Source organism: Vibrio sp. SCSIO 43086 (assembly GCF_051132235.1).
Lineage (GTDB): Bacteria > Pseudomonadota > Gammaproteobacteria > Enterobacterales > Vibrionaceae > Vibrio > Vibrio diabolicus.
The window spans coordinates 2,103,459-2,120,637 of sequence record NZ_CP072677.1 but is presented as its reverse complement, the minus strand read 5'-3'; the positions used below and the strand labels follow the sequence as shown (position 1 = coordinate 2,120,637).

Here is a 17,179-nt window from a genome sequence, read left to right as displayed (position 1 = left end):
AAGCGAGCACGTGAGAGCGAAATTAATCGACTTTTGTAATGCTGCCAAGCTCTAGCATTGGAGCGACATCGATATCCTCTGCATTCATCATTGTTGAGATGCGTTGAACGGAAGATAGCAGCAGAGACTGCTCCCATTCTTCCAATTTTTGGAATCGATTAATGAAGTGTTCCTGCAATGGCGTTGGTGCTTGCTTTAGGGCTTCTTGGCCTTTGCTCGTAAGTACAGCATGCACTTTACGCTTGTCTTGAACACTGCGTTGACGCTCAACAAACTGGCCTCGTTCTAGTCTATCTAGAATGGTCGTTGCGGTCGCTTGGCTCATGTTAGTGTGGCTAGACAACTGTTTAATCGTTACGTTATCTAACTCATTGATAGCACGCATCAAAATCAACTGTGGAGCGGTCAATCCAGACTCTTTGCTCAGCTTTTTAGAATGTAAATCAATAGCGCGGATGATCTGACGAATCGAGACCAATACTTCTTCGTACTTTTCCAATTTATTCATCCAGTCTGTAGGGAACATTTATCGAGGCGACACTAACTTAAATGCGCCCTTATTTAAAGGGGTGGAATCAAAAATTACCACTACAATTTTAAGTAGTGTCTCCAATTTCATTTTGTCGCGTCGTGTAGACAAAATAAGAAGACCTAAAATTATTATAGCAATAAATGTTTGTGGTCTAACTATTGCGCTAGTGGTTTATCCTTTTAAAGGCGGAAATTGCTGAGTGAAAAGTAAGTTATTGGATTTTTTCATAGCAAAAAGATAGACAAAAACGTGTCAAATGATAGGATCTTGCGCCTTCACGGAATGTAAAACGTATCGTGTTCGAAAGATTTTTTTGTTTGGTACGTAAAAACAGTACAAAAATAGAGAGGAACGATGACAAAGGGTATAGATAAGTACAGTATCGATAGTACCGACTATACGGTAGGTCAAGACAACGTTCAAAAATGGGGTTTTGATGTTCATAACCCAGTTTTTGGTATTAGTGCAGGTTTAATTGCGCTGTTTCTTGTCGCTGCATTAGTTCTAGATGCACATACCGCAAAGACGGCACTTGATGGGCTGAAATGGAAGATCATTGGTTCATTCGATTGGTTGTTCATTATTGCAGGTAATATTTTCGTTATTTTCTGTTTGGCACTTATCGTTTCGCCAATGGGTAAAATCCGCCTCGGTGGTAAAGACGCTGTTGCCGATTACTCGTTCATGTCATGGCTTGCAATGCTATTTGCGGCTGGTATGGGTATCGGTTTAATGTTCTGGAGTGTCGCAGAACCTGTCGCTTACTTCACTGGTTGGTATGAAACGCCACTCGGTGTTGAAGCAAATACACCAGAAGCAGCGAGATTGGCACTGGGTGCGACGATGTTCCATTGGGGTCTTCACCCATGGGCAATTTACGGTGTTGTAGCACTTTCTTTAGCATTCTTTGCCTACAACAAAGGATTACCGCTGTCTATGCGCTCGATCTTCTACCCGCTTCTGGGTGATCGCGCGTGGGGCTGGGCTGGTCATATCGTGGATATCTTGGCCGTTCTTGCGACCTTGTTTGGTCTTGCAACGTCACTGGGCTTAGGTGCACAACAAGCGGCAAGTGGTATTCATCACGTATTTGGTGTTGAGCCAGGCCTTGGCCTACAAATCGTCGTCATTACCGTTGTAACTTTGCTTGCTGTTGTTTCAGTCGTACGTGGTATTGATGGTGGCGTTAAAGTCATTAGTAACATCAACATGGTTGTGGCGTTCTTGCTACTGATTCTTGTTGGTCTTATCGGTTGGGCGGCGAGTTTAGGCTCGATTCCAACCACACTTATGGCATACGTAGAGAATATTATTCCGCTAAGTAACCCGTTTGGTCGTACAGATGAGGCATGGTTCCAAGGCTGGACAGTATTCTACTGGGCTTGGTGGATTTCATGGTCACCATTCGTAGGTATGTTCATTGCGCGTGTTTCTCGCGGTCGTACCGTTCGTGAATTCATTACAGCCGTTCTATTGGTTCCAACCGCTGTTACTGTTGTTTGGATGTCAGTATTTGGTGGTCTAGCGATCGAGCAAGTTGTTGATAAAGTAGGTGAGTTGGGCACGAATGGTTTGACTGACGTTTCACTTGCTATGTTCCAAATGTTCGATGTTCTTCCATTTGGTAGCATGCTTTCAATCATTGCTGTTGTGTTGGTACTTGTGTTCTTCATCACGTCTTCTGACTCTGGTTCACTTGTTATCGACAGCATCACAGCGGGCGGTAAAGTCGACGCTCCTGTACTTCAACGTGTTTTCTGGGCATTTATGGAAGGTGCAATTGCGGTTGCCCTACTGTGGATTGGTGGCTCAGAAGCAGTTCAAGCGCTTCAGGCAGGTGCAATTTCTACAGCACTACCGTTTACCTTCATTCTGCTTGCAATGTGTGTGAGCTTATTGATGGGTATGAGAACAGAACGTCAATAACTCAGGCATTTTATAAATCTGTCTGAGTAACAAGTAATCAAAAGGCCAGCATTTTGCTGGCTTTTTTTGTGCGGTTTTTATGACGGTGAGACAAAAAAATGACACATGAAAGTTCATATTTTACAAAGAGTTAATGTGCTATTTTGTTTTTTAAAAATTAGTGAATAGTCGTGAAAAAGTGTGTAATATTCACACACCTTAACTGTTCTCCCAACTCAAAAACTATAAATATGAAATTATCATTAAAACAAAAGCTTATTGGCGCAAGCCTTTCTGCTGTTGTTGTGATGGCAACAGCACTTACTTGGTTGTCGGCTGGTCAATTATTTGATCAGACTCGTTCAGGTGTCTATTCACGTGCGCAAAGTCTAAGTACTACTGCGTCAGAAGGAATTTCTGATTGGGTCAATATCCGTAAAGATATTGCTACCGCATTCAACGACTACTCGACAGAGCAAGACGTTGTCCCTTTCCTACAACAAGCTCGCAAGGCTGGTGGCTTTGATGACATCTTCCTTGGTACACCAAACGGTGATATGTATCGCTCTCACCCTGAGCGTAACCGTGCTGATTACGACCCTCGTACTCGTCCTTGGTACAAAGATGCTAACGCCGCAGGTAAGCAGATCATCACAGCTGCATATCAAGATGCAATCACTAACGCGCTGCTTGTAACCATTGCTGAGCCAGTAATGAAAAATGGTCAGTTTGTTGGTGTTGTTGGTGCAGATGTACTGATCGATCAGCTCATCAGCGACGTGATTAACCTAGATGCAGGTGAAAACGCGCATGCGATGTTAATCGATATGAACGAAGGTACGTTCCTAGCGCATCCAGATAAAAGTTTAACGCTTAAGCCTATCACCAGTGTTCTAAAAGACTTTTCAGAAGAGGCAATCGAGCGCGCTGCAGATGAAGGTCGTATCGAAGATACAGTAATCAAAGGCAAAGAGAAGCTTTACTACTTTAATAAAGTCCCTGGCACGCATTGGATGTTCGCGATTGAAATGGATCGCGCAACGGAAGAAGCAGGGCATGCGGTATTGCTACGTGACCTATTGATCACTGCAGTGATGATCACCATTGTGGTTATTCTTGCGGTATCTTGGTTGGTTGGTTTCTTGTTCCGTGACTTGAGCCGCGTATCAAATGCACTTGAGGAAATTGCATCTGGTGAAGGTGACTTAACGCAACGACTAGAACCACGCAGTGATGATGAAGTCGGTAAACTGGCTGAAAACTTCAACCGCTTTGTTGGCAACATGCACACGATGGTGACCAAGCTTAGCCACGTATCATCTGCGCTTTCAGAGCAAGCACGCACGACGGCACAGCAAGCTGAAGAGCGTAGTCAGCGTATCTCTTACCAGCAAGATGAGATCAACATGGTTGCGACGGCTGTGAACGAAATGGCAGCAGCGACACAAGAAATTGCAGGTAATGCAGATAGCACGGCAAGTAACTCAGAGGAAGCGGTTCAAGCTTGTTCACACGGTTCTAGCCAAGTGACTCAGACGCAAGGTTCTATCCAGAACTTGGCGCAAGAAGTTCAAGTCGCCACTGATGTGATTCAAGAGCTAGAAGCACACGGAAATAGCATCAATACGATTCTATCAACGATTCAAGGTATTGCTGAGCAAACTAACCTACTTGCACTTAACGCGGCAATTGAAGCAGCACGTGCAGGTGAACAAGGCCGTGGCTTTGCTGTGGTTGCGGATGAAGTTCGCGTATTGAGCCAACGCACTCATGCTTCAACGCAAGAGATTCAAGAAACTATCGAGATGCTACAGGGCACAACAGCGAAAGCGGTTGGCATCATGGGTGATAGCCGTCGTCTGGCTGACACCAGTGTTGATGATGCGAACGCGGCTGCAGCGAGCTTGACGCAAATCCATACTGCTGTTGAGCGCATCAGTGACATGGCAACGCAGATTGCATCGGCGGCAGAAGAGCAAGCATCGGTAACAACCGAGATCACGCGTAATACTGAAGGCATTCGTGACGTTTCTAACGAGCTGTCGGTAGAAGCTCATCAAGCAGCAGAACAAGCTGCCCACCTATCTGAGCTTTCACACGAATTAGAGCAAGAGATTCAACGCTTTAAGCTGTAATCGGATACCGACCTAAATAAAAGGGAGCCATTTGGCTCCTTTTTTGATCGCTTATTAAGCTAGAAAGACGTTATAGCCAGAACTCACTGATCGGTTGGTCTTCGCTATAATGATGGGCGATTTGCGCTTGTAGCAGTTCTGCCGTAGCAATTGCATCGGTTAATGCATGGTGAGGGGTATAGTCTGGCAGACCATAACGGCGTCGAGATTGCGCTAGCCGAACCGATTCTGGCTTTTTCCCTTTTAAACGCTCCCAGAGTGAGCCAGAGCGTTTCTGTTGAATGGTTTCTTCAAGATGCAGCGTATCTATCACTGGAAACTCAATTCCTTCACCTAAACGGCTTTTGAGTGCTTTATCCAGAAATTCTCTCTCGATACGACGATAATGCACAACAATAATTTTTCCGCTTAAGCATGGTAGTAGCTCGCTTAAGATGTCGCCCAAGTCAGGTGCATCGATCAATTCACTGTGAGTAATACCATGTATGATTACCGAGTCTTCATCGAGTGCTCGCTGCGGACGAACTTTCCAATGACGCGAATTGCGCAAAAAAATCCGTTTCAAGTTAAACGGCACTAAACCAATGGTAATGATGTCATGTTTTTCAGGGTTCAACCCCGTCGTTTCGAAATCTAGTGCCACGAACTCGACCTCAGACAGGGGGGTCTCTGGTGTAGGTGGTTTATTGCTATAAAACGCAATTAAATTCTCATCTTTAGCCATCTCCAACTTTTGTTCAAATTTCGTTGGCCACTGAATGGTTGGCTTCTGAAAGAGCTTTTTGATCATGTTCAACCTCACTTAAAGCTCTTATTCGCTTGGTAGCGGAACTTAAGGAAGTTCTGCCCATTGCTTAGGATTTGGAAAGCATCTTTTAGGTTGCGACGTTCAAATTCAGAGAGATTTTCTGGTTCGATATTGTTATCTGGGTCAATGCCTAATTCCACGTCCGTCGCTTGGTGACGAATACGCACCATGGAAATAAACTCTAGTGCGTCTTTTAAGTCTTGTGCACGACCTTTTGGCAAAATGCCAGCATCAATGATGTCGTCGAGACGCTCAAACGAATTCTGTGCGCGTGAGCCAACCGCCAGAGAGTGAACGCGAATTAAGTCGACCAGAGGAGCCGTACCACGACGTTTGAGGTTGATGGAGTTGTTGTGTCTGCCATCTTTCTCCATCACAAAGTCTTTAAAGAAGCCAAGTGGCGGCGTTCGGTTAAGTGCGTTGCGAGCCAGACAGGCTAAGAAGCGATTGTTTTTACGCGCACGACGAACAATAAAGCTGGTTAATTGTTCTGCCCATTTTAAGCGACCGTAAACGCCATCCAAATCGAAAAAGATGGACGCGTTGAGTAGCGCTTTCGGGTTCGGGTTATCAATCCAGTCAGCGAAGCACTCTTCCCACTCTGAACGAGTCATGCGCCATAATGGGTTGGTTGCCATAATATCGCCCGTACAATACTTGTAGCCACAGGCATCTAATCCATCACTGACGTATTTTGCTAAAGCTTCGAAGTACTTACCATGTTTCTCTTCTTGGTAGGTCTCATCTAGAATGATGGCGTTATCTTGGTCAGTCACCAACAGTTGCTCATCACGTCCCATTGAGCCAAGTGCAAGGAAACAATAAGGAATTGGTGGTGGGCCAAGCTCTTCTTCAGCCATTTCTAACAGACGCTGTTTGAAGCTTCGACCAATCACGGACATCGCACTGCCCACCATGTGTGAGTTGGCATCTTCGTTGACCAGGCGTACAAAGCTGCTTTTTACTTCCTCAGCAACAACTGCCAAATCTTCGATGGTCTGTTGTTGGAAAATGCTGCTCACCAATAAGAGCGAGTTTTGTGATTCATAACGAACAATGTCGGTTGTTTCGATAATACCAATAGGCAATTGGTTTTTAACCACAGGTAGATGATGCACGTTGTAACGCAGCATGGTTAACATTGCTTCATAGATGTAGGCATTGTGATCAAGAGACATGACTTCAGTGGTCATCACACTTGATACATCGTCCTGTGGAGACAAGCCTTCGGCTAACACACGGGTACACAAGTCACGGTCAGTAATAATACCAAGTACCGGAGACTGTGGGTCATCTTCGTCACGAACGAAATCTGGATCGACGATAAGCAGAGCAGATACGTTGTCATTCGCCATCTGCTGCGCGGCTTGCTGGATTGTCTGTCCTCGATCAATCGTATGAGCATCGCCAGTCAGCAAGGTTTTCACTTTCGATGTCGTCAGGTCATTGGCATCTTTGTTTTCTGAAATGGCTTGGCGTAAACGAGCACTATTTTCCACTTCGACAAAGTCTGCAAAGGAATCAAAGTTGTCGTATATTTCTTGGAAAACGTCACCAGGAATACAGTAGAGCAGAGTATCTTCAATGGCTTTTACCGGAAAGCGTACTTTGTTGTTGGTTAGCATTCCCATCTGGCCAAATAGGTCACCTTCATCAAGACGGTTATAAAGCTCTCCTTTGCGTCGATAAACTTCTACGACCCCGCTTCGCACCACGTAGAGATCTTGGATATAGTCTCCAAAATGGATGATTGGGGTATCTTCTCGGTAGTACGAGATCTCGACACTCTCTGTCACCTTGTTTAGTGTTTCTTCAGGGAGTTCATTGAACGGGGGGTACTTGGCGAGAAAGTTATAAATCTCGAGAAGTTCTGCATCCATCGAAGGTGCCTTTTAGTTCGCAAATAATAAAGTAATCTTAACTTAGTTTTAAAACAGAGTCTTATCTGAACCGTGATTTTCGTACTCAGTCATAAGATTCTGACATATCGCACGATAAGGAATCGGCATTTCTACTACTATATAGTCACTTAAAAGGTGAGCGGACGTGGTCGACATATTTTGGGCCAATGCTTGATTTAGAGGCATAGCAGATTTCAAATCGTTACCGCGTCTGTAAACTAAGTTATTCTTGTTGAACTAAGCCACTCAAGGTGATTTTGGGGCGGTGTTTAAATAATTCTCATGAAAGGAAGTCGAATGGTGAGAAGTTTATTGCTTGCGTCTTTAGCTGCTTTGCCAGCAGCAACTAGCGCGGCGGTCATGGACCAAGCAGAAAAATTTGGGTATGAACACATTCACCTGGATGTGGGTGCCGGAACCACAAATGAAGAGTGGTTAGATAATTCGAACGCGACCACAATTGGGCTCGGTGGTAATTACTTATTTACTGAGAACTGGTTGTTTAATGTCGATTACTCGGCGCAGTTTTTCCATCCGGACGACTTTACTCTTCGCATTGACCGTTTGTTGTTTGGTGGTGGTTATCGTTATGGGATTACGGATCAATTCGATATCTACGGTAAATATGGAATAGGTGCAATCAAAGCGAAAGCGACGGACGACAAAACGGATAATACGTTATCTTCAGATAGTGAACTGCTTCAAGCCGTCACCATTGGGGTGAGTTACTTATTCAGTGAAAAACTTATTGCGACGGCCGAGGTGGAAGTTAACCGCAGTGATATCGTCGATGAGAACAATTTTAAGATAGGTTTTAACTACCAATGGCATGATGTTATTGGTACTGGTCTTTTTTATCAGTTTAGAGATACCGATTACAGCGGTGAGAGTTCTGATTATGTCAATGAAGTGGGGCTGAGTTTGAAGTTTGTCTACTAGCGGACAGGTTCATTTATTGGCAATAAATAAAAAAGGTCAACTTATGCTGACCTTTCCTTTTAATAAAGTATGCGACTATCGATTATAAAACCGCTGCAATGCCTTTACATAGAGGACCCATATTTGACTTCGTCATACCAGCAACACTGATTCGGCCTGAACCGACGATGTAAATACCGAACTCTTCTTTCAAACGGTTTACTTGCTCTTTAGATAGGCCAGAGAAAGAGAACATACCATTTTGACGTTCGATGAAGCTAAAGTCTGCGTCCACACCTTCTGATTTTAGTGTCGCTACAAATAGTTCACGCATCTCTTGGATACGGTCACGCATTTCTGCTACTTCAGCTTCCCATTCCGCACGCATTTCGGCATTGCCAAGAATGTGAGTCACGACCGCGCTGCCGTGCGCTGGTGGGTTAGAGTAGATAGAGCGAATAATGGCTTTAACTTGCGAGAATGCGGTTGTTGCGACTTCTTCTGATTCCGCTACTAACGTGAAGGCACCAACGCGTTCGTTGTATAGGCCAAAGTTTTTCGAGAAAGAGCTCGCGACTAGGATTTCTTTGTTGTACTTAGCAAAAGTACGAAGACCCGCCGCATCCTCTTCCACACCTTTAGCAAAGCCTTGGTATGCGAAGTCAAATAGAGGAAGCAATTTCTTCTCTGCGACTAGTTTCGCCAATGTTTCCCATTCTTCAGCAGTTGGGTCGATACCTGTAGGGTTGTGGCAGCAGCCGTGTAGAAGCACGATGTCACCTTCAGATGCAGATTGCAGATCGTTTAGCATTGCATCGAAGTCTTTGTCTTTTGTTTCAGCGTTGTAGTAGCTGTATTGTGCCGTTTCGATACCAGCAGCAGTAAATACGCCGTTGTGGTTTGCCCAAGTAGGGTTGCTGATCCAGATTTTTACATCGCCAAGTTGGCGTTTAATGAACTCACCAGCAACACGTAATGCACCGGTACCACCTGGAGCTTGAGCTGTTTTAGCGCGTTTTTCGTTTACAATTTCTGCATCAGAGCCGAAAAGCAGTTTTTGTACTGCAATGCCGTACTCTGCTGTGCCTTCGATAGTTAGGTAAGACTTGGTTTTTTCAGTTTCAACAAGTGCTGCTTCAGCTTTCTTTACTGTTGCAAGAACGGGGGTTTCGCCTTGCTCGTTTTTGTAAATACCTACGCCAAGGTTAATTTTGTCTGCGCGAGTATCTTTTTTAAACTCTTCAGTAAGGCCAAGAATAGGGTCAGCCGGAGCGGCAACTACTTTTTCAAACATAATCTTCATCCATGTTAATCGAAGGGGTGTGCTAACATTTATACCTTTCAGCAATATTGGTTACAACCGTTACTGAAAAGAAAACCTAAAAAAGTTGCGATTTGAAACAGAATTCTAACATAACTAAAGTTTTTGCCATGAAAACGTTTGGTAGGCACAGAGTTTGAAGGGGATTTATACCATGGTTGATGAAGTTTTGTTCACGTACCAATCGTTTGACTTCAGTGCTTTGCGTTAGTGATTTACGTTGAGTGGCGGTTACTAGTTGAGACAAAAACGCCCCACTAAAGGTGGAGCGTTTGCTTGTAAGAAGTATAGATGTTGGCTGATGTTATTTCTTCAGATCGATTTCAGACTCAACCGCATTGGTTTCGATGTCTGGGTTAGAAGAAAGCTTCTCAGTCGCCCAGTCGTTCATATGCTTTAAGATTGCTTTTAACGCGTGCTTCTCTGTTGGGACTTCCGCTTTTTCGACTTCAAGCTTTTGTTTCGGGTGTGTGCCCGTCGCATCTTCCGCTACGTGTAGCCAATCTGGGTGCCAATAATAAGGTTGGCCGGAAGGTGAACTCCAAGAATGTACGCCGTTGGATTCACCTTTGTATTTAATGTCTTCTTCGTTGTATTTCGCCATTATTGTTTTCTCTCATAATCCATGAGTTGAGGTGTGCATCACCATTACTATCTAAATGTAACAGATGTAATGAAAATTAATGTGATAACTATCGACTTATTTTGTCATTCGATAGCTACAGACGATGCGTACTTCTCATTCAGAAGAATTTATTATTTGGCAGGTTTTGGCTTTATCTGCGTTTAAAGCATACGACGATGGATTCGCCTGCCTAACGCTATTCTTGAACGGTGATAGAGCCTAAACTACTCGTCATTCAAGTGTTTGAGAATCGCCGCTTTTGCATGCTCTTCTGTTGCGGCCTCTCCGTCAGGGACTTCAAGGTCAGCCTTTTTGTGTTCACCCAAAGCATCTTCAGCGATATGCAACCAATCAGGATGCCAGTAATAAGGGGTTGTGCCGCCAGGATGGTCCCAGCTATGTACACCTTTATGTTTCCCGCGATAAGAGAGATCGTCCATTGTAAATACTTTCATCGCTTCCTCCCGGCTTAAAAGATAGATGTCTAAGTGGATTTAACACTCTCAGCTCCGTGGAGTGCCTTGCTTTTCGGACAAGGCAAAGATTTAAGACCACTCGGACGTATCAGTAAAAGTATGGAACATAAATTCTCACTTCGTCGTCGAAATTGCTATTAACAAGCTTGATAAATTACGTTGCTAAATTGACTACTGCCATATCAGAATGCTGGCGCGAAGTATGCTATGGTGCAGCTGCAAGTGAAATGAGGGATACATGAATCGATACCGTCAATTGGCCGAATTGTTTAAGGCGCAAATTCAGCAAGATACTTGGAGAGCAGGGGAGAAGCTGCCTTCAATACGCGTCACCAGCCGCAATCATTCCGTAAGTGCAGGTACGGTATTACAAGCCTATCAATTGCTAGAGGCGCAAGGCTGGGTTATAGCAAAGCCTCAATCTGGTTACTATGTGACTGCCGAGCTTGAACGTCTCACCAATACGAATGGAATTAAAAGCAACAATACGCCATGCACTAAGTTGAATGATGAGTTGTATTCGTTTTTGAAGCACCAAGCAACATCGGATGTTGTTCATTTAGGCTCGGCGTTTCCGGATCCGTGTTTGTTTCCTTTAGAGTCGCTTAACCGTAATTTGGCCAGCTCGGGACGAAAAATGGGGCCGGATAAGTTGCTAGACAACCTACCTCCTGGTGCCGAGTCGTTAAGGCGACTCGTCGCTCAGAGGTATATTCATCATGGGATATCACTAACTCATGATGATGTGGTTATTACTTCCGGTGCGCTAGAAGCATTGAACTTGAGTTTGCAAGCGGTCACCCGACCAGGTGATACCGTCGTTGTCGAATCCCCAACGTTTTATGGCGCACTTCAAGCGGTAGAACGATTAGGGCTCAAGGCTATAGAAATTAGTGTCGATGATGAGAGTGGGCATTCGCTTGAACAAATCGAAGCAGCCTTTGCCAATGAAGACGTTCGGGCTTGTTGGTTAATGACGAACTTTCATAATCCAACCGGGGCTTCTTTGTCTGATGAACACAAACGATACATTGTTGAGTTAGCCAATCGATATGATGTGTATCTCATCGAAGACGATGTGTACTCTGAGCTGTATTTTTCTGACAAAAGGCCGAACTCATTAAAGAGCTTTGATGAGCAAGAGCGTGTCCTTCATTGTGGTTCTTTTTCTAAGAGTTTATGCCCTGGATATCGCTTGGGTTGGGTGGTGAATAAGCGTTTTAACGAGACTATTCAAAAGCTCCAGTTAATATCGACATTGTCTGGGAGTGCCCCTATTCAGCAGGGAGTTGCACACTACTTACAAAACGACAGTTACGACAACCACCTGAGAAAGCTGCGTAAGACACTGCAACACCGTCAAGCTGACTTCGTGGATTTACTCGCAAAGCACATACCTAAAGAGGTTACCTATCAACGTCCTGATGGTGGTTACTTTCTTTGGCTGAAATTGCCAGATGGAATATCAAGTAAAGCGGTATATCAAGCACTATTGTCTGAGCATGTTACCGTCGCTTATGGCAAACTCTTTTCGATAAGTGATCAATACGAAAACTATTTAAGACTGAATACATCGCTTCCTTTAGAAACGAGTTTGGAACGTGCTATCAAAAGGCTAGGTGATTTGCTTCGCGAATTACTCAGAATTGAAACTTATTAAACTGCTTAGTGTTTTTTTGCTCCAACTGTATCAGCGCCATTTTTGCAAATTGTGCTTCAATCATTATTCAGGTCGACAGACCTTGGACGATTAAGCAGGATTTAAGATGAAAAAGCAGTTGGTTAAACATGAGTTAAGGTTAATCGCCGTTGCTATTTTTAGTGCGTTTTTACTGGTATTTGCGCATCTCATTTTGGCGAAGTCTTTCTCTCATATGGCATGGACAGAGTACACCGCGGCCGTGATCCCTTTCGTAATGTTTGGCTTATGTATTGTGGGCGTAAAGTACGCTGAAAAAGCGGACAGAGATAAGGAAGAAGACTAACTCAAGCTTGAGTTGCTTGGCAGATAGTATTGACGGTTGAGCACAAAATAAAAGACCTCCACTAGGGAGGTCTTTTCTAATTCTGTCTCATCACTAAAAAGTGATTAGAAGTTCGCAGAGCGAGGCGTACGTGGGAATGGGATCACGTCACGAACGTTGCCCATGCCTGTTACGTAAGATACTAGACGCTCAAAGCCTAGACCAAAGCCTGCGTGTGGCACTGTGCCGTAACGACGCAAGTCGCGATACCAGCTCATGTGCTCAGGGTCGATACCCATTTCGCGCATACGTGCATCCAGTACGTCTAGACGCTCTTCACGCTGAGAACCACCGATGATTTCACCGATGCCAGGTGCTAGAACGTCCATTGCCGCTACCGTCTTACCATCATCGTTCATACGCATGTAGAATGCTTTGATGTCTTTCGGGTAGTTCTTAACGATTACCGGCGCTTTGAAGTGCTCTTCCGCTAGGAAACGCTCGTGCTCAGATGACATATCGATACCCCACTCAACTGGGAATTCGAACTCACGGCCAGAATCCAACAGGATTTGGATCGCGTCAGTGTAGTCAACTTGTGCGAAGTCAGAAGAAACAAAGTTCTCTAGACGGCTAACGGCTTCTTTGTCGATGCGCTGAGCAAAGAACTCAAGGTCATCGCGACGCTCTTCAAGTACTGCTTTGAATACGTACTTAAGCATGTCTTCAGCCAGTTTCGCAACGTCGTCTAGTTCTGCAAACGCAACTTCAGGCTCAACCATCCAGAACTCTGCTAGGTGGCGGCTTGTGTTTGAGTTTTCAGCACGGAAAGTAGGGCCGAAAGTGTAAACCTTGCTTAGTGCACAAGCGTAAGCTTCCGCGTTTAGCTGACCAGATACCGTAAGAAAAGTTTCTTTACCGAAGAAGTCTTCGTTGTAGTCTACTTTGCCAGCGTCTGTACGAGGCAGGTTTTCCATGTCTAGCGTAGAAACACGGAACATTTCACCAGCGCCTTCAGCATCTGAGGCAGTGATCAACGGCGCAGATACCCAGAAGTAACCTTGCTCGTGGTAGAAGCGGTGGATCGCTTGAGATAGGCAGTTACGTACACGTGCTACCGCACCGATTACGTTTGTGCGCGGACGTAGGTGCGCTACTTCACGTAGGTATTCGATAGAGTGACGAGTTTTTGCCATCGGGTAAGTTTCAGCGTCTTCAACCCAGCCAACCACTTTAACGCCAGTGGCAGCAAGTTCGAAGTCTTGGCCCTTTGCAGGAGATTCAACAATCTTACCAGTTACTTCAACAGAGCAGCCAGTCGTTAGCTTTAGTACTTCGTCTTCGTAATTATTAAGATTATTTGGGACCACGGCCTGAATCGGGTCGAAACAAGAGCCGTCATATATGGCAAGGAAAGAGATTCCAGCTTTGGAATCACGACGTGAACGGATCCAGCCACGAACAGTCACTTCGCTGTCTACTGCTAGCTGACCTTTCAATACGTCTGATACAGGCGCGTAAGTCATGTTTTCAATATTCTCCATTGAGGTAAAAATTCAACCCAACACTTATTAAAGTACTTGTCTAATAACATTTTTGTTCAAAAAACAAGCTAAGTGCTGAGTTGGGTAGCATTTTACAGATTCAACGAGACATATTACCTGTCAATTCGCTCGCATCAACCTTTATATTCATTTTGATGGGGAGAATCTCTCTATTTATTCACTCTTTGATGCTCTGAAAGTGTGAATTGGTTAAGTAATTGCTCTAAACGTTCGGATAGATGCTCTAAATCAACACTAATATCACGCGTGTGCGATGCTGATTGCGATGTGTCGTCAGCATGCAGTGTGATCACATCAATTTTGGATTGAATACGCTGACTGACGTCGGATGTGGTTTGCGTCTGGCTTTGAATGTTTTCCGCATGTTTCAGAACTTGATGCATTTCATCGACAACGTTATGCATCGTGACTGAAAGTGTCTCGACATCGACTGAACGTTGGTGAGCAAACTGGCAGACAGTATCCACAGAGGCTAAGGACTCTTCACTCCCTTGCTGGAATTGAGAAATGATATGCTCAATGTTGCCTGTGGCTTCGGCGGTCCGAGAAGCTAGGTTACGCACTTCCTCCGCGACGACGGCAAAACCGCGTCCTTGCTCTCCGGCTCGGGCGGCTTCAATTGCAGCATTCAACGCGAGTAGGTTCGTTTGTTCTGCAATGCCTTTAATGACCCCAAGAATGGATGATACTTCTTCGGTTCTTTGGTTTAACGAACTGATTTTTTCCCGTACGCCGTCAATATTGCTCACCAAGTGTTTGATGTCTTCGCTCACGCTGTGTGCTTGGCTTGCGCTGTGAGTGGCAACATCAACGGTGTGGTTGACTAGAGCTGTGGCGTTATTGGTCGAGTCTTCAACGGCGGTTTGTTGTTGCAACATGTCGGTGATGTTGCTTTGTACGTCACTGGTTTCCAATTGTTGATTATTGGCCGCTTTGTCTGTTGATTGTGCAACATCCGTTAACTGACTGGCTGAATTGGCAAGAGAGTGGGAGGTGTCTTGTACACGCTCTAAACTCTCGGATACCGTATCCATAAACGAATTAATCGCGGTAGAAAGTTGGCCTACCTCATCTTTTTGGTGATGAACAAGTCGTTGAGATAGATCTTTACTATGGCTCACATTCGCCATGAATTGCGACGTTTTTTGTATTGGGCGAACAATGATTTTACGAATCAAACTCATCGTTATAATAAAACCAACAAACGCGATAACGGCCATTATTCCCATCGCAAACATTGCCTGTTTATTGATCATTGAATTGACGTGGTTCATGTTGTATTCCAAACGAATCGCGCCCAATACTTCGCCTTCTGGTGCTACATGGCAAGAAACGCAGTTGGTGCCACGATAATTTTCGCTTGATTTCATTGGTAGCGCGACAACCAGTCCGTTCCCCCAATCGGCTGAAATTGGTTCAATGACCAGTTCGCCATTTAAAGCTCGTTGGTCAATATCATCGACCGGTTGTTGGTTTGCTTGTCCTGGTCCGTAAAGCTTGGTGACGGTATCGGCCCGCAACACGCGAACTTCTTCAATCCCTTCTTGAGCGAGTGCTTTTTTTCGCAAAGTTTCTTTTTGCGACATGGTGCCTGTTAGCATCATCATGTTTAGGCTATCGAAGTAATTACTGGCCTTATCATGAAGCTGTTCACTGAGAACATCATTGATTAAGGTTTTTTGTTGATGGTATTGATAAGCCGTAGAGGCAGCCAGAACACAGCTGAAGACGGCAATTAACGCGAGCAAGAGCTTAAAAGTGATAGTTGAGCGCATAAATTTATAAGTGTAATTGGAACGAACTGCACAATCTTAATGTGCACAAATGCGCACTGCGAACAACGAAATGAATGATTGTGACCCCACTCATGTTGGGGATATGTAATTGTGATGTGAGTGCTGTGTAATCAAATGTTTGGCGCATGACAGAAATACGACGATCAGGACAAAGGTTTAATTATTTTCGCTGAGAACAAACGGCGTTTTGCTACGCTTGTATTGAGTAGCACTTGTCTGTTGGCAGTGAATTCCTTAGTATTGCGTGTCTTTTTAAAGCCTGAGAATCAAGATGAAAACAGAATTGTACAAAGAGTTTATGTTCGAAGCGGCACATCACTTGCCACATGTACCTGAAGGCCATAAGTGTGGTCGTTTGCATGGACACTCTTTCTTAGTTCGTCTTTATGTAGAAGGTGAGGTAGACCCGCATACTGGTTGGGTAGTGGATTTCGCTGAAATCAAAGCGGCATTCAAACCAATTTACAATCGTTTAGACCATTATTACCTGAACGACATTGAAGGTTTGGAGAATCCGACGAGCGAAGTGCTAGCAAAATGGATTTGGCAACAGCTTAAGCCAAGTTTACCGTTGCTAAGTAAAGTTGAAATCAAAGAGACGTGCACAGCCGGTTGTATTTACAAAGGTGAATAAGTCACTTTTTATTGAGCATTGAAGACAAAGGCAAGCCATGAGCTTGCCTTTGTTGTATCTGGATATTCCCTAATTTTTTATACTTTTCTTGCTAGCTCAGTGGATGACGTAAAATCCACTCTTTTTCGTTCTCACCAAACGTTGTTTTCTCTGTATTGATGAATCCACACGCATCAAGAAAACTGATAGCGTATTGCTGACTCTGTGGCACAGTGACGCAAAGAGAGTTGCTTTCAGGGTCAATGGTATACGCGTAAACGAACAGTTTGCGTAACGCTTCACTCCCAACCCCTTGGCGTTGGAAACGTTGATCAACCATCAAGTACTTGAGCCCCAGTTCGTGCCTTTTGGCAAAGGGCGCATGTTGGGAGAAGCCTTTATCGATAACAAGATAGCCAACTAATAGATCGTCAGAATAAATCGTAAAGAACGCTTCAGACTTATTGCGTTTTTGATAAGCCACTTCAAACGGCGTAGAAAATCCTTTCTGCTCTTCCTGCACATCCAATTGCATCAAACTCGAAAAATCTTTCAGTTTGGTGGGTTTAATAGCAATCATCGTTCAACCACAAATTGGCGGCATATCCTCATGCCGCCAC

15 protein-coding genes are annotated in these 17,179 nt (G+C 44.5%); 6 read left to right on the top strand and 9 right to left on the bottom strand.

The features are described 5' to 3' along the window. Positions 1 to 22 precede the first annotated feature (22 nt). Positions 23 to 499, bottom strand: a complete 477-nt coding sequence (locus tag J8Z23_RS10150) for a MarR family winged helix-turn-helix transcriptional regulator (RefSeq protein ID WP_031780419.1) — start codon at positions 497 to 499, stop codon at positions 23 to 25. Positions 500 to 886: 387 nt separating this feature from the next. On the opposite strand from J8Z23_RS10150, the gene J8Z23_RS10145 reads away from it, so the two are divergent. Further along, the gene (locus J8Z23_RS10145; protein ID WP_005394723.1) at positions 887 to 2,458 is read left to right on the top strand and encodes a BCCT family transporter; all 1,572 of its coding nucleotides are present in this window, start codon (positions 887 to 889) and stop codon (positions 2,456 to 2,458) included. Positions 2,459 to 2,688: 230 nt separating this feature from the next. After that, the gene (locus J8Z23_RS10140; RefSeq protein ID WP_012841645.1) at positions 2,689 to 4,572 is read left to right on the top strand and encodes a methyl-accepting chemotaxis protein; all 1,884 of its coding nucleotides are present in this window, start codon (positions 2,689 to 2,691) and stop codon (positions 4,570 to 4,572) included. Positions 4,573 to 4,642: 70 nt separating this feature from the next. Here the strand turns inward: J8Z23_RS10140 and J8Z23_RS10135 are convergent, their stop codons facing one another. Together J8Z23_RS10135 and J8Z23_RS10130 are read right to left on the bottom strand one after the other, a co-directional pair. Then, a complete protein-coding gene (locus J8Z23_RS10135) occupies positions 4,643 to 5,362 on the bottom strand; it encodes a 3'-5' exonuclease (protein ID WP_434633361.1) in 720 nt (239 codons plus the stop codon). 8 nt (positions 5,363 to 5,370) lie between these two features. After that, a complete protein-coding gene (locus J8Z23_RS10130; protein ID WP_005396868.1) occupies positions 5,371 to 7,260 on the bottom strand; it encodes a DUF294 nucleotidyltransferase-like domain-containing protein in 1,890 nt (629 codons plus the stop codon). Between the two features lie 318 nt (positions 7,261 to 7,578). Here J8Z23_RS10130 and J8Z23_RS10125 point away from each other — a divergent pair, with 318 nt between their 5' ends. Next, the gene (locus J8Z23_RS10125; RefSeq protein WP_395187016.1) at positions 7,579 to 8,220 is read left to right on the top strand and encodes an outer membrane beta-barrel protein; all 642 of its coding nucleotides are present in this window, start codon (positions 7,579 to 7,581) and stop codon (positions 8,218 to 8,220) included. Positions 8,221 to 8,302: 82 nt separating this feature from the next. On the opposite strand, the gene J8Z23_RS10120 is transcribed toward J8Z23_RS10125, so the two are convergent. From J8Z23_RS10120 to J8Z23_RS10110, 3 genes are all read right to left on the bottom strand, one after another. Beyond that, positions 8,303 to 9,493: an amino acid aminotransferase gene (locus J8Z23_RS10120; RefSeq protein ID WP_012841647.1), complete on the bottom strand. Its 1,191-nt coding sequence runs from the start codon at positions 9,491 to 9,493 to the stop codon at positions 8,303 to 8,305. A 331-nt stretch (positions 9,494 to 9,824) separates the two neighbouring features. After that, complete coding sequence (locus J8Z23_RS10115; RefSeq protein WP_005396873.1) at positions 9,825 to 10,124, bottom strand: hypothetical protein; 300 nt, start codon at positions 10,122 to 10,124, stop codon at positions 9,825 to 9,827. 245 nt (positions 10,125 to 10,369) lie between these two features. Then, a complete protein-coding gene (locus J8Z23_RS10110) occupies positions 10,370 to 10,600 on the bottom strand; it encodes a hypothetical protein (protein WP_005396877.1) in 231 nt (76 codons plus the stop codon). Positions 10,601 to 10,859: 259 nt separating this feature from the next. Here J8Z23_RS10110 and J8Z23_RS10105 point away from each other — a divergent pair, with 259 nt between their 5' ends. Both J8Z23_RS10105 and J8Z23_RS10100 read left to right on the top strand, forming a co-directional pair. After that, positions 10,860 to 12,281 (top strand): PLP-dependent aminotransferase family protein, encoded by a 1,422-nt coding sequence (locus J8Z23_RS10105; RefSeq protein ID WP_434633355.1) that lies wholly within the window; start codon positions 10,860 to 10,862, stop codon positions 12,279 to 12,281. 106 nt (positions 12,282 to 12,387) lie between these two features. Then, positions 12,388 to 12,606 (top strand): hypothetical protein, encoded by a 219-nt coding sequence (locus J8Z23_RS10100; protein ID WP_012841649.1) that lies wholly within the window; start codon positions 12,388 to 12,390, stop codon positions 12,604 to 12,606. Positions 12,607 to 12,710: 104 nt separating this feature from the next. Here the strand turns inward: J8Z23_RS10100 and asnS are convergent, their stop codons facing one another. Both asnS and J8Z23_RS10090 read right to left on the bottom strand, forming a co-directional pair. Beyond that, a complete protein-coding gene (gene asnS / locus J8Z23_RS10095) occupies positions 12,711 to 14,111 on the bottom strand; it encodes an asparagine--tRNA ligase (protein WP_046876186.1) in 1,401 nt (466 codons plus the stop codon). A 188-nt stretch (positions 14,112 to 14,299) separates the two neighbouring features. Next, positions 14,300 to 15,925 carry a methyl-accepting chemotaxis protein gene (locus J8Z23_RS10090; protein ID WP_109169676.1) on the bottom strand — a complete coding sequence of 542 codons (1,626 nt, stop codon included), beginning with the start codon at positions 15,923 to 15,925 and terminating at the stop codon, positions 14,300 to 14,302. Between the two features lie 292 nt (positions 15,926 to 16,217). On the opposite strand from J8Z23_RS10090, the gene queD reads away from it, so the two are divergent. Beyond that, positions 16,218 to 16,580 (top strand): 6-carboxytetrahydropterin synthase QueD, encoded by a 363-nt coding sequence (gene queD / locus J8Z23_RS10085; RefSeq protein WP_005376896.1) that lies wholly within the window; start codon positions 16,218 to 16,220, stop codon positions 16,578 to 16,580. Between the two features lie 91 nt (positions 16,581 to 16,671). Here the strand turns inward: queD and J8Z23_RS10080 are convergent, their stop codons facing one another. Beyond that, on the bottom strand, positions 16,672 to 17,139 hold the full coding sequence (locus J8Z23_RS10080; protein ID WP_065646580.1) for a GNAT family N-acetyltransferase: 468 nt from the start codon (positions 17,137 to 17,139) through the stop codon (positions 16,672 to 16,674). Between the last annotated feature and the right edge of the window lie 40 nt (positions 17,140 to 17,179).

Excerpts from the sequence above, each read along its gene's own strand:
- J8Z23_RS10145 (WP_005394723.1), top strand. The coding sequence starts at position 887 with ATGACAAAGGGTATAGATAAGTACAGTATCGATAGTACCGACTATACG.
- J8Z23_RS10140 (WP_012841645.1), top strand. The coding sequence starts at position 2,689 with ATGAAATTATCATTAAAACAAAAGCTTATTGGCGCAAGCCTTTCTGCT.
- J8Z23_RS10135 (WP_434633361.1), bottom strand. The coding sequence starts at position 5,362 with ATGATCAAAAAGCTCTTTCAGAAGCCAACCATTCAGTGGCCAACGAAA.
- J8Z23_RS10130 (WP_005396868.1), bottom strand. The coding sequence starts at position 7,260 with ATGGATGCAGAACTTCTCGAGATTTATAACTTTCTCGCCAAGTACCCC.
- J8Z23_RS10125 (WP_395187016.1), top strand. The coding sequence starts at position 7,579 with ATGGTGAGAAGTTTATTGCTTGCGTCTTTAGCTGCTTTGCCAGCAGCA.
- J8Z23_RS10120 (WP_012841647.1), bottom strand. The coding sequence starts at position 9,493 with ATGTTTGAAAAAGTAGTTGCCGCTCCGGCTGACCCTATTCTTGGCCTT.
- J8Z23_RS10115 (WP_005396873.1), bottom strand. The coding sequence starts at position 10,124 with ATGGCGAAATACAACGAAGAAGACATTAAATACAAAGGTGAATCCAAC.
- J8Z23_RS10110 (WP_005396877.1), bottom strand. The coding sequence starts at position 10,600 with ATGAAAGTATTTACAATGGACGATCTCTCTTATCGCGGGAAACATAAA.
- J8Z23_RS10105 (WP_434633355.1), top strand. The coding sequence starts at position 10,860 with ATGAATCGATACCGTCAATTGGCCGAATTGTTTAAGGCGCAAATTCAG.
- J8Z23_RS10100 (WP_012841649.1), top strand. The coding sequence starts at position 12,388 with ATGAAAAAGCAGTTGGTTAAACATGAGTTAAGGTTAATCGCCGTTGCT.
- asnS (WP_046876186.1), bottom strand. The coding sequence starts at position 14,111 with ATGACTTACGCGCCTGTATCAGACGTATTGAAAGGTCAGCTAGCAGTA.
- J8Z23_RS10090 (WP_109169676.1), bottom strand. The coding sequence starts at position 15,925 with ATGCGCTCAACTATCACTTTTAAGCTCTTGCTCGCGTTAATTGCCGTC.
- queD (WP_005376896.1), top strand. The coding sequence starts at position 16,218 with ATGAAAACAGAATTGTACAAAGAGTTTATGTTCGAAGCGGCACATCAC.
- J8Z23_RS10080 (WP_065646580.1), bottom strand. The coding sequence starts at position 17,139 with ATGATTGCTATTAAACCCACCAAACTGAAAGATTTTTCGAGTTTGATG.